The organism is Streptomyces sp. NPDC030838, assembly GCF_055572035.1.
Window position 1 is genome coordinate 558497 of sequence record NZ_JBVIED010000003.1, and the last position, 11329, is coordinate 569825.

The 11329-nt window shown below is 71.0% G+C and carries 10 protein-coding genes and 1 rRNA gene; 9 read left to right on the plus strand and 2 right to left on the minus strand.

All coding sequences use genetic code 11. From position 1 onward, the window contains the following. The first annotated feature begins 203 nt into the window (after nucleotides 1-203). From ACZ42A_RS13135 to ACZ42A_RS13155, 5 genes are read left to right on the plus strand one after another with little or no spacing between them, the layout of a single operon-like run. Nucleotides 204-1013: a DUF8175 domain-containg protein gene (locus ACZ42A_RS13135; protein WP_468527265.1), complete on the plus strand. Its 810-nt coding sequence runs from the start codon at nucleotides 204-206 to the stop codon at nucleotides 1011-1013. Continuing rightward, the gene (locus ACZ42A_RS13140; protein WP_468527266.1) at nucleotides 1003-2403 is read left to right on the plus strand and encodes a hypothetical protein; all 1401 of its coding nucleotides are present in this window, start codon (nucleotides 1003-1005) and stop codon (nucleotides 2401-2403) included. The genes ACZ42A_RS13135 and ACZ42A_RS13140 overlap by 11 nt, the downstream gene beginning before the upstream one ends. Next, complete coding sequence (locus ACZ42A_RS13145) at nucleotides 2400-3956, plus strand: SCO6880 family protein (protein WP_468527267.1); 1557 nt, start codon at nucleotides 2400-2402, stop codon at nucleotides 3954-3956. Before ACZ42A_RS13140 ends, ACZ42A_RS13145 begins: the two co-directional genes overlap by 4 nt. Nucleotides 3957-3962: 6 nt before the next feature. Beyond that, nucleotides 3963-5375, plus strand: coding sequence for an ATP-binding protein (locus ACZ42A_RS13150; RefSeq protein ID WP_468527268.1), 1413 nt, complete (start codon nucleotides 3963-3965; stop codon nucleotides 5373-5375). A gap of 1 nt (nucleotide 5376) precedes the next feature. Continuing rightward, a complete protein-coding gene (locus ACZ42A_RS13155) occupies nucleotides 5377-6837 on the plus strand; it encodes a type IV secretory system conjugative DNA transfer family protein (RefSeq protein ID WP_468527269.1) in 1461 nt (486 codons plus the stop codon). A 56-nt stretch (nucleotides 6838-6893) separates the two neighbouring features. Here the strand turns inward: ACZ42A_RS13155 and ACZ42A_RS13160 are convergent, their stop codons facing one another. Continuing rightward, nucleotides 6894-7466: a GNAT family N-acetyltransferase gene (locus tag ACZ42A_RS13160; RefSeq protein ID WP_468527270.1), complete on the minus strand. Its 573-nt coding sequence runs from the start codon at nucleotides 7464-7466 to the stop codon at nucleotides 6894-6896. Between the two features lie 94 nt (nucleotides 7467-7560). Between ACZ42A_RS13160 and ACZ42A_RS13165 the strand changes: the two genes are divergently transcribed. From ACZ42A_RS13165 to ACZ42A_RS13180, 4 genes are read left to right on the plus strand one after another with little or no spacing between them, the layout of a single operon-like run. Then, nucleotides 7561-8481: an ABC transporter ATP-binding protein gene (locus ACZ42A_RS13165; protein WP_468527271.1), complete on the plus strand. Its 921-nt coding sequence runs from the start codon at nucleotides 7561-7563 to the stop codon at nucleotides 8479-8481. Then, nucleotides 8478-9245: an ABC transporter permease gene (locus ACZ42A_RS13170; RefSeq protein ID WP_468527272.1), complete on the plus strand. Its 768-nt coding sequence runs from the start codon at nucleotides 8478-8480 to the stop codon at nucleotides 9243-9245. Before ACZ42A_RS13165 ends, ACZ42A_RS13170 begins: the two co-directional genes overlap by 4 nt. A 26-nt stretch (nucleotides 9246-9271) precedes the next feature. After that, nucleotides 9272-10504, plus strand: a complete 1233-nt coding sequence (locus ACZ42A_RS13175; RefSeq protein ID WP_468527273.1) for a sensor histidine kinase — start codon at nucleotides 9272-9274, stop codon at nucleotides 10502-10504. Next, nucleotides 10501-11172, plus strand: a complete 672-nt coding sequence (locus tag ACZ42A_RS13180; protein ID WP_468527274.1) for a response regulator — start codon at nucleotides 10501-10503, stop codon at nucleotides 11170-11172. The genes ACZ42A_RS13175 and ACZ42A_RS13180 overlap by 4 nt, the downstream gene beginning before the upstream one ends. Nucleotides 11173-11238: 66 nt before the next feature. On the opposite strand, the gene rrf is transcribed toward ACZ42A_RS13180, so the two are convergent. Beyond that, a 5S ribosomal RNA gene (gene rrf, locus ACZ42A_RS13185) occupies nucleotides 11239-11329 on the minus strand; the annotation flags it as partial.

An 11329-nucleotide genomic window follows, 5' to 3' on the forward strand; every position in this document is an offset into this window, starting at 1 on the left:
CCCAGGGCGCGTCCAGTCCGCTCCGGGCACGCCCGGTCCCCACTACCCCACCCGCCCGTCGTGCCCACCGGCTGAGGTTGCGTTTCCCTGATGTCGAGTCACCACACCGCGCCCGCGCGGGAACCAGCACGGCTACCGTCGTACTTCTACGCATTCATTCGGTACGACGGTTTCCGCTACGACATCGAGGGAGCGGACGCGGCATGAGTCTCGGAGACGACCAGGAGCCGACGGCCTCCGGCGGCTACGGCGGCACGGGCCACACCCGCACCCGCCTGCCCGACGCCGACCCCTACGGCGGCGCCCGCCGCCCCGGCCGCTCCTCCTCCCGCAGCCTGGTCACCGTCGTCGGCGTCGTCGTCCTCCTCATCGCGGCGATCGCCTTCGCGAATCGGGGAGGCGAGGATTCCCCTGCCGGGGCGGAGGACGCGGAGCAGCCACGCCCCGCGGCAACGGCCGCGAGCGGGGTCCGGCCGGTGCAGTCGGGGTTCGCACAGGATGAGCAGGGGGCGCAGAGCGCTGCGGCGAACTACGCGGTGACACTGGTGTCGGCCGACATCCTCAAGCCGGCCCGGCGAGCCGAGATCGTCCGGCAGATCTTCGTCGTCGACCAGCAGGCCGCCCTGGAGGAGAAGTTCAATCAGGCCTACTCCAAGGAGTTCCTGAGCAACGTCGGCCTGGACGAGAACGGCAACGCACCCCGGGGCCACACCTACGTCTCGCGCACCATGCCGATCGGCACCAAGGTCACCAGATACTCCGACGCCGCCGCCACCGTGGAAGTCTGGTGCACCGGTGTCTTCGGCACCGCCGGGGAGAACTCGACCAACCCGGTCACCAGCGACTGGTTCACCCTGACGCTCCAACTGCGCTGGGCGGACAACGACTGGAAGGTCGAGAGCTTCGCCCAGAAGGACGGGCCCGCCCCCGTTCCCGGCGACAACCAGGCATCCAGCGCCGACGAGATGAGCAAGGCCGTCCAGGAGTACGGAGGCTTCACTTATGCCCGGTAAGCCGCGCCGCGCACTCGGGATCGCCGCTGGCCTCGCCGCCGTGCAGACGACCCTCGTACTACTGGCCACCCGTGCCACGGCGGCACCGACTCCGTCCCCCTCCGCGCCCTCGTCCCCCTCGGCGCCCTCGTCCCCTTCCGCGTCTCCGTCGCCCTCGCCGTCCGCGTCCAACGACAACTGCGATCTCATCGTCGGCCCCGCCAAGGACTACTGCGAACGAGGAGGCGACACCGCCGGCTCCGGCCGATCCGGCAGCTCCACCACCCTCGACCCCACCTCCACCCTCGACCCCCTCTCCTCCCTCGCCCAGGGCTGCGCCGACGCCGCCTCCTGGACGATCGACAAGCTCAGCGAGGCCGTCCAGGAGACCGCGAACGTCGACTTCACGAACCCGACGTTCCTCCAGCAGTACGCGGTGGTCTTCGCGGCGTCGACGATCCTCACGCTCCTGCTCTGGCTGCTCGCGGTCGCCAAGCGAGCGGTGCGAGGTGTCCCCCTCACCACCGCCATCTCGGAAGCGATCGGCTTCCTCTGGCTGACCGTCCTCGCCTCCGCGTTCACCCCGCTCATCCTCTACACCGTCGTATCGGCCACCGACGGCATCACCGACGTCCTCGCGAAAGCCACCGGCGACCAGACCGACACGTTCTTCGGCAACTTCTCCGGCGCCCTGGAGAAGGGCGAGGACATCGGAGGCGGCCCGATCATGCTGATCGTCGTCTCCCTGGTCAGCATCCTCGCCGCCGGCGTGCTGTGGCTGGAGCTCGTCATCCGCGCCGCCCTGCTCTACGTAGGCGCCCTCCTCGGCACCGTCGTCTACGCCGGCCTGGTCGACAAGAACCTGTGGGGCCACGTCCGCCGCTGGGCGGGCATCATGATCGCGGTCATCCTGGTGAAGCCCGTCATCGTCATCGTCCTCGGCCTCGCCGGCGCGCTCTCCGCCGACGACGGCCCCGACGCCTTCTCCGCGGTCGTCTCCGGCCTCGCGATCATCCTGCTCGCCATCTTCGCCTCGGCGATGATCTACCGCTTCGTCCCGGGCTTCGGCGACGAGATCGCCGGCTCCCGCAACAACCGCATCATGCGCGGCGCCGAGAGCAAGGCGGCAGCCGTCATCAGCAGCCCCGCCACCCTCGTCGCCCAGGGCATCAAGACACACAGCACGCGCGCGGACAACAACGGCGGCCAGTCCACAACCGCCAGTAGCCCCCGCCCGGCCAACACCGCCTCCGGCGGCGTCGCCGCGCACAGCTCGCGCACCTCGACCGGTGGCGGCGGATCTGTCCCCTCCGCCGCGCCGCCGCCCCGCTCGTCCAGCCCGGTGAGCACGCCCCACGCCAGCAACACCCGCAACAGCAGTACCAACCGCACGGGAGGTGAAGGGCGTTGACGACCGAGTCCCATCTGTCCCATCCGGTCACGCCCCGCCGTACATATCTGATCGGCCGCGCCCGGCCGAACGCGATCGTCGGACGCAACCGCGAGACCGGCGAGATCGTGCTGATCATCGCGGGCGCGTTCCTCGGCATGATGTGCGGGCTCCTCGTTCCGGTCCTGTCCCTCCGGATCGTGCTGCTCATGGGTTTCCCGCTGCTCGCGCTGGCCGCGGTCTACGTGCCGTACAAGCACCGCACGTTCTACAAGTGGTTTGAGATCAACCGCAGCTACAAGCGCGTCCTCCGCTCCGGCGCCACCTACCGCTCCGGCGCCATCGAGGCGGGCACCCGGCTCGACGGGCGGGAGGTGGAGATCGGGCCGCCGCCCGGCATCGGGCGTATCACCTGGCTCTCCGCCCCCTTCGGACCCGACGAGATCGCCGTACTCCTGCACGCCGACCGCAAGACGGTCACCGCCTGCATCGAGATCGAGGGCCCCGGCGTCGGCCTGCGCGACTCGGAGGACCAGGAGGCTCTGGTTGACCGTTTCGGCACGCTGCTCAAGCACGTCGCCAACGGCGACGGCTTCGTCACCCGCCTCCAGATGCTCGCCCGCACCCTGCCCGCCGACCCGGACGCCCACGCCAAGGACGTCGCCGTCCGCGGCGACGAGCGGGCACCGGCGTGGCTCCAGCAGTCGTACGACCAGCTCCAGTCGATGGTGTCGACCAGCAGCGAGCAGCACCGCGCGTATCTCGTCGCCTGTATGCACTACACCCGCGAACTGGCCGCCGAGGCCCACGCCATGGCTCGCGCCGCCCGGCCGCACGGCGGCAAGGTCGACCGGGACGCCGGGCTCGCCGTCGTCATGGCCCGCGAGCTGACCGACATCTGCTCCCGGCTCCAGGAGGCGGACATCCGCGTACGCCAGCCCCTCGGACAGGGCCGGCTCGCCTCGCTCATCCACTCCATGTACGACCCGGACCACCCGATCGACCACATCCAGGCGATGACGAAACGCAATGCCTGGCCGGCCGAGCTGGACGCCATGGAGCCGACCTTCCTCCAGGCGAAGACCCGCGAGTCCTCCACCCGCGCCCCCTGGTGCCACGCCACGGCCTGGGTGAAGGAGTGGCCGATGACGCCCGTCGGCGTCAACTTCCTCGCGCCCCTCCTCGTCCACACCCCCGACGTCATCCGGACCGTCGCCGTCACGATGGACCTCGAACCCACCGAGGTCGCCATCGAACGCATGCTCACCGAGAAGACCAACGACGAGGCGGAGGCGTCCCGCGCCGCCAAGATGAACCGCACCGTCGACCCGCGCGACATCGCCGCCCACAACCGCCTCGACCAGCGCGGCGAGGACCTCGCGAGCGGCGCCGCGGGGGTGAATCTCGTCGGCTACATCACCGTCTCCTCGCGTAATCCGGAGGCACTGGCCCGCGACAAGCGCACGATAAGGGCATCGGCCGGAAAGTCGTATCTGAAGCTGGAATGGTGTGACCGCGAGCACCACCGCGCCTTTGTGAACACGCTGCCCTTCGCCACCGGCATTCGGAGGTAGGACCTGATGCGGGACCCGCTGTCCGTCCTCACCGACGCCTTCACGTCCTTCCTCTTCGGGAAGGTCGAGACGACCCGCCTGCCGGTCCGTACGTCGACCGGCCAGGCGCAGGCGGTCTACCTGCCCACCGCCGCCCCCGGTCTCGGCGACTCCGGCGTCATCATCGGCCGCGAGGTCTACTCGGGGAAGGGGTACATCTACGACCCCTTCCAGCTCTACGGCCAGCAACTGCCCGCCCCGCACTGGCTCGTCCTCGGCGAGTCCGGCAACGGCAAGTCGGCCCTGGAGAAGACGTACGTCCTGCGCCAGCTGCGCTTCCGCGACCGCCAGGTCGTCGTCCTCGACGCCCAGGGCGAGGACGGCGTCGGCGAATGGAACCTGATCGCGCAGCAGCTGGGGATAACGCCCATCCGGCTGGACCCGATGGCCGCCCTGGACCACGGCATCCGCCTCAACCCCCTGGACCCGGCGATCACGAGCACCGGGCAGCTGGCCCTGCTCCGGACCATCATCGAGGTCGCCATGGGCCACGGCCTCGACGAGCGCTCCGGCTTCGCGCTGAAGGTCGCGCACGCCTACGTCAACGAGACCATCGTCGAACGCCAGCCCGTCCTGTCCGACATCGTCGAGCAACTACGGCACCCCGAGCCGGAGTCGGCCGAGGCGATGAACGTCGACATAGACGACGTACGGGCGTGGGGCCTCGACGTCGCCCTGGTCCTCGACCGGCTCGTCGACGGTGACCTGCGCGGCATGTTCGACGGCCCGACCACGGTCGGCATCGACCTGGACGCCCCGCTGATCGTCTTCGACCTGTCCCACATCGACCGCAACTCCATCGCCATGCCCATCCTCATGGCGATCGTCGGCGTCTGGCTGGAGCACACCTGGATCCGCCCCGACCGGAAGAAACGCATCTTCCTGGTCGAGGAGGCCTGGCACATCATCAACAGCCCGTTCGTCGCCCAGCTGTTCCAGCGGCTGCTGAAGTTCGGCCGGCGGCTCGGTCTGTCGTTCGTGGCGGTCGTCCACCACCTCTCGGACGTCGTCGACGGAGCGGCGGCGAAGGAGGCGGCGGCGATCCTGAAGATGGCGTCGACCAGGACGATCTACGCCCAGAAGGCCGACGAAGCGAGGGCGACCGGCCGCGTACTTGGCCTGCCTCGCTGGGCGGTGGAGATCATCCCGACCCTCACCCCCGGCATCGCCGTCTGGGACGTCAACGGCAACGTCCAGGTCGTCAAACACCTGGTCACCGAGACGGAACGCCCCCTCGTCTTCACCGACCGCGCGATGACCGAGTCCGCCAGCGACTTCCTCGACCACGACGCCCTGCGCGCCGCCGAACTGGAAGCCGAGGAGCGGGCGGCGGCCTTCGTCGAGCAGCACCTCGGCGACTCCGAGTCCACGGTGGCGTGAGATGAGACCGGACGACCGTGGCCGCCGCCAGGACACCCAGGGCGGCATCCCCGACGGCCTGCTGATCGGCATACTCGCGTTCCTGCTCGGCATGACCCTGCTGGTCTGGACGGCCACGGGCCTCGCCGCCCTGTTCGCCCACGGCGCCTGGCCGGACAGCGTCACCTTCACCCGTACGCCGCTGGCCATGCGCAGCCTCATCGCCCAGCCGCACGACATCGCGGGCGCCTGGCCGGAGACCCCGGCCGGGCAGCTCTCCGGGTACGGGCTGTTCTGGGGGCTGTTCATCGGGCAGCTGATGGTGCTGGTCGTACTGGCCGTGTTCGTGATGGGCACGGTCGCCCGCTGGCGGGCGGGCCGCGCGAGACGGCGGGCCACCCCCGCTCCCCCGCCGCCCGCGCAGGAGCCGCCATACGAGGTCCCCACGCCGCGCAAGGCCCCTGAGCCGGCAGCCTTCGTCGAGCGGGAGCGGGAGCCGGAACCCGAGCCCGTACCCGTGCCGGTGCCGGTGTCCCAGGACACCCCGCCGGCCACCGCCTGGGACCGCCTGGTCCTGGCCACCCGGGAGATCCGCCACACCACCGCCGCCCAGGCCGTGCGCGACGCCGAAGGCCCCGCCCTCGTCGTCACCTCCAACCCGGCCGTCTGGTCCGACACCAAGGACGCCCGCGCCAAACTCGGCCCGGTCCTCCTCTACGACCCCCATCACCTCTGCGACACCCCGTCCCGCCTGCACTGGTCCCCGACCGCGGGCTGCGAGACCAAGCGGACGGCCATCCACCGCGCCACGGCGCTCCTCACCCCCGTCCGCCCCAGCGCCCGGATCGACCAGGCGGTGAGCGACACGGCCGACACGCTCCTGCGGTGCTGTCTGCACGCCGCCGCCCTGGACGGCCGTACGATCCGCCACGTCCACCGCTGGTCCCAGGGCAGCCAGATCCAGGAGGCGGTCCGCACCCTCCGTGCCCACCCGAAGGCCGCGCCCGGCTCCGCCGGAGAGCTGGAGTCCGCGCTCACCGCGTATCCCGAGCGCCGGGACATGGCCCAGGAGCTGATCGGCCGGGCACTCTCCGCGCTCTCCACGGTCCACGTGCGCGAGGCATGCACTCCAAACCGAACTGATGCGCTCGCCTTGGATTCCTTCATCGCGGAAGGGGGAACGCTTTACGTGGTGGGTGAATCCATCGAGGACCCCAGGACCGAGCCGGGCGCGATGCCCCTCCTGACGGCCCTCGTCTCCAGCGTGGTCGAGCACGGCCGGCGCATGGCCGAACGGTCATCCCCTGGTCGGCTCGACCCACCACTCACCCTCGTCCTGGACGACATCGCGGCCGTGGCCCCGCTCCCCCAGCTCCCGGAACTCCTGGCGGACGGCCCGGACCAGGGCATGCCCACCCTCGCCCTGCTCCGCTCCCGCGAACAGGCCCGCTCCCGCTGGCCGCACGACGAGCTGCCCGTCTGACCAGCCGGAAGCCGCGTCAACGGGCCGGAAGCCAGGCCAGCCGGCCGGCAGCCGGGTCAGGCAGGCCGCTCCAGGACGAACTCCAGCTCCCGCTCGTCCTCCTGCCCCGCCAGCGGTACGACCACTCCGCTCGGCGCGAAGCCCATCTTGCGGTAGAAGCCCTGCGCCCGCTCGTTGTCCTCGTGCACGATCAGCCGCACCCGCTCCACACCGATCTCCCACGACCAGGCCAGCGCCGCCGCGAAGATCCGCTCGGTCAGCCCGCGCCCGCGGTACTCGGGCCGGACGAACACCCCGACCACATGCCCCTGCCGCCGCTCGACCGGGAACCCCGCCCAGTCCGTCGTGCCGGGCTCCTCAACGAGCACGGTCAGTGTCCCGACCCACTCCCCGTCGGCCCCCTCGGCGATGATCTGCCGCGCCCCGGCCGCCCCTTCGGCTCCGCCCGCCGTCCGCTCCTGCCAGAAGGAGTCCGGACGGGCCACGGCGGCCTCGTACGTCTCCAGGAAGGCGAGGTGCGCGACCGGATCACGCAGCGCGGCCAGCCGCAGCTCCTTCACGGCGGGCCACTCCTCGGCACGCACCGCGCGGACCACGAACGTCTCATCAGCGTCTACGACAGAACCCATGCCGGCCACCGTAGTACCGGGGTACTACGCCCCTCACCCGGAATACTGCCCGCGGTCCGACGCCCGCCGCCCCCGCGCGGACGAGCATCGAAGCATGATTACGGCGCAGAGCCTCACCAAACGCTACGGCGACAAGACCGTCGTCTCCGACCTCACCTTCACCGTCCGGCCGGGCACCGTCACCGGCTTCCTCGGCCCCAACGGCGCCGGCAAGTCCACCACCATGCGCATGCTGCTCGGCCTGGACGCCCCCACCCGCGGCCATGCCACCATCGAAGGCCGCCCCTACGCCGCCCACCCCGCACCCCTCACCCGGGTCGGCGCCCTCCTGGAGGCCCGCTCGGTCCACCCCGGCCGCACCGCCCGCCACCACCTGACGGCACTCGCCCTCACCCACGGCATCCCGCGCAGCCGCGTCGCCCACGTCCTGAACCTCACGGGCCTCACCGACGTCGCGGACCGCCGCGTCAAGGGCTACTCCCTCGGCATGGGCCAGCGCCTCGGCATCGCCGCCGCCCTGCTCGGGGATCCGGCCGTGCTGATCCTCGACGAGCCGGTCAACGGCCTCGACCCCGAGGGCGTCCTGTGGATCCGCACCCTGCTGAAGTCCCTCGCCGCCGAGGGCCGCACGGTCCTGGTCTCCTCCCATCTGATGAGCGAGATGGCCCTGACCGCCGACCACCTGATCATCATCGGCCGCGGCCGCCTCCTCGCCGACACGACCGTCGCGGACTTCGTACGCCAGTCCGGAGCCGGCACCGTCAAGGTCGTCACCCCGGAGGCGCCCACCCTCGTACGACACCTCTCCGCCCCCGGTGTCGACGTCACCAGCGACACCCCCGGCACCCTCCACGTCCACGGCGCCGACGCCGAACACATCGGCCGCACCGCCGCCGCCCACGGCATCCCCCTGTTCGAACTCACCCCACGCGCCGCCTCCCTGGAGGAGGCGTTCATGGACCTCACCCGCGACGCCGTCGAGTACCCCGCGCCCCTGGAAGGAACCCCCGCATGACCACCCTGACGGTCACCCAGGCCCGCGTCCTCCACGCGGAATGGCACAAGCTGTGGACGCTCCGCTCCACCTGGGTCAATCTCGCCCTGATCCCCCTCCTCACCCTCGGCACGGGAATCGCCATCGGCAGCGCCTACGAATCCGGCGACGCCACCGAGATGGACACCGTCCTCCTCATCCTCCTCGGCATGCAGTTCACCCAGATCACCGCCGGCGTCCTCGGCATCCTCTCCACCGCCGAGGAGCACACCACCGGCCTGATCCGCTCCACCATGGCGGCCGTCCCGACCCGCCTCCCCGTCCTCTGGTCCAAGGCGGCGATCGTCGGCGCGGTCTCCTTCCTCACCGTCCTCGCCACCAACCTGCTCACCTTCCTCCTCGTCCAGCCCCTCCTCACCGACACCGACAAGGAGGCCTCCCTCGGCGCCCCGGGCATCGTGCCCGCCCTCGTCGGCAACGCCGCCGGCCTCGCCCTCATCGCCGTCCTGGCCGTCGGCCTCGGCTCCCTGATCCGCTCGGTCCCCGCCGGCGTCGGCGTCCTGATCGGCGTCGTCATGATCCTCCCGGAGGTCCTGAGGATGCTCCCGTACGACATCGTCGACGACGCCGTCCGCCACTTCCCCGGCAAGGCCCTGGAAACCCTCACTTACGCCGACCCGGCCCCCGGCATGACCTCCCCGGTCTCCGCCCTCCTCGCCCTGTTCCTCTGGACGGCGGCCACCCTCACCGCGGCGGCCTTCCTCCTCAAGCGACGGGACATATGAGCGCCCGGTCCCGCACCATGGACGCCATGCCGCAGCAGGTCCCCACCCCGGAGCCTCTGACCCAGCACATCCAACGCGTCGCCGCCCGGGTGCGCGCCTTCGACCGGCGCCACCCGGCGGCCTGGGACCTCCACCTGACCGGCTTCTGCGTCGCCGTCGCCCTCATCGACTACGCCGCCGGCGGCTGGCGCGAGATCGCCCGCAGCGACCAGGCCCCCGACTGGCTGGTCCTCACCCTGAACCTCGGCTTCTCCGTCCCCCTCCTCTGGCGCCGCACGCACCCCCTCGCGGTCCTGCTCGCCATGACACCGGCCGCCCTGGTCAACGCCTGGACCGGCACCGTCCTCCAGGCCGCGATGCTCCAGCTGGTCGTCGTCTACAACATCGCCCTACGCCTCCCCCTGCGCACCCTGTGGTGGACGACCCTCCTGAACGTCGCCCCCGTCCTCCTCATCGCCACCCGCCACCGACAGAACGGCTGGGACCAGGAGATCGTTCCGCCGCTCATGTCGATCGCCGTGGCCGCACTGGCGGGCATCGCCGTCCGCACCCGCCGCGACTACACCGAGGCCCTCGAGGACCGCGCCCGCCGCCTGGAGATCGAACGCGACCAGCAGGCCCGCCTGGCCACCGCCGCCGAACGCGCCCGGATCGCCCGCGAGATGCACGACATCATCGGCCACAACCTCTCCGTCATCACCGGCCTCGCCGACGGAGGCCGCTACGCCGCCGCGAAATCCCCGGAACGAGCAGCCCAGGCCCTGGACGCCATCGCCGGCACCAGCCGCCAGGCCCTCACCGAACTCCGCCGCCTCCTGGACGTCCTCCGCGACGACCGGCACCACCCCGAAGCCGACCTCACCCCGCAGCCCGCCCTGACGGACCTGGACCACCTCATCGACAGCGTCCGCGCCGCCGGCCTCCCGGTCCGCACCACCATCCACGGCGCCCCGAACCTCCCCCCGGGCCGCCAGCTCACCCTCTACCGCGTCATCCAGGAGGCCCTGACCAACACCTTCAAACACGCGGGGCCGGGCGCCACGGCCGAGATAGTGATGCGCTACGACACCCAGGGCGCCGCCACGGTCACGATCACCGACAACGGCAACGGCGGCCGCGTGAGCGGCGGCGGCCGCGGACTTCCCGGTATGCGCGAACGAACCGCGTTGTACGGCGGCACACTTGAGGCCGGCCCCCGACCGCACCCCGAACGGGGCTGGCGCGTCCGTCTCCACCTCCCGGAGGAAGCCCCGCAGTGACGACCGTCCTCATCGCCGACGACCAACCCCTCCAGCGCCTCGGCTTCCGCATGCTGCTGGAGAGCCAGGACGACATGACGGTCCTCGGCGAGGCCGCGAACGGTACGGAGGCGGTCCGCATGACCGCCGAGCTGCACCCCGACGTCGTCCTGATGGACGTCCGTATGCCCGGCCTCGACGGCATCGAGGCCACCCGTCGCGTCACCGCCACCGGCGACCGCACCCGCGTCCTGATCCTCACCACGTTCGACCTCGACGAATACGCCTACACCGGCCTCCGCGCGGGAGCCTCCGGCTTCCTCGTCAAGGACGCCCAGCCGGAGGAGCTGCTGTCCGGCATCCGCGCGGTGGCCACGGGAGACGCGGTCGTGGCGCCGAGTCTGACCCGCCGACTGCTCGACGCATACGTCCACCACCTGCCGCCGGCACCGGGCACAGCCACGGCGCCACCGGAAGACCCACGGCTCGCGACGCTCACAGAGCGGGAACGGGAAGTCCTGACGGTCATCGGCAAAGGCTGGACGAACACGGAGATAGCCACCCGCCTGCACCTGGCCGAATCGACGGTGAAGACCCACGTGAGCCGCATCCTGGCGAAGACGGGCTCACGGGATCGCATTCAGGCGGTGATCCTGGCGTACGACACGAGGCTGGTGGAGCCGTCGTGAAAGTACTGAATTCCCTGAACGCAGAAAACCCCCGCATCGTGTGATGCGGGGGTTTTCCCAAAAATTGTTCGGCGGCGTCCTACTCTCCCACAGGGTCCCCCCTGCAGTACCATCGGCGCTGTGAGGCTTAGCTTCCGGGTTCGGAATGTAACCGGGC

Bases quoted from the DNA above. Each gene is read 5' to 3' on its own strand.
- ACZ42A_RS13135 (WP_468527265.1), top strand. From the start codon at position 204: ATGAGTCTCGGAGACGACCAGGAGCCGACGGCCTCCGGCGGCTACGGC.
- ACZ42A_RS13140 (WP_468527266.1), top strand. From the start codon at position 1,003: ATGCCCGGTAAGCCGCGCCGCGCACTCGGGATCGCCGCTGGCCTCGCC.
- ACZ42A_RS13150 (WP_468527268.1), top strand. From the start codon at position 3,963: ATGCGGGACCCGCTGTCCGTCCTCACCGACGCCTTCACGTCCTTCCTC.
- ACZ42A_RS13155 (WP_468527269.1), top strand. From the start codon at position 5,377: ATGAGACCGGACGACCGTGGCCGCCGCCAGGACACCCAGGGCGGCATC.
- ACZ42A_RS13160 (WP_468527270.1), bottom strand. From the start codon at position 7,466: ATGGGTTCTGTCGTAGACGCTGATGAGACGTTCGTGGTCCGCGCGGTG.
- ACZ42A_RS13165 (WP_468527271.1), top strand. From the start codon at position 7,561: ATGATTACGGCGCAGAGCCTCACCAAACGCTACGGCGACAAGACCGTC.
- ACZ42A_RS13170 (WP_468527272.1), top strand. From the start codon at position 8,478: ATGACCACCCTGACGGTCACCCAGGCCCGCGTCCTCCACGCGGAATGG.
- ACZ42A_RS13175 (WP_468527273.1), top strand. From the start codon at position 9,272: ATGCCGCAGCAGGTCCCCACCCCGGAGCCTCTGACCCAGCACATCCAA.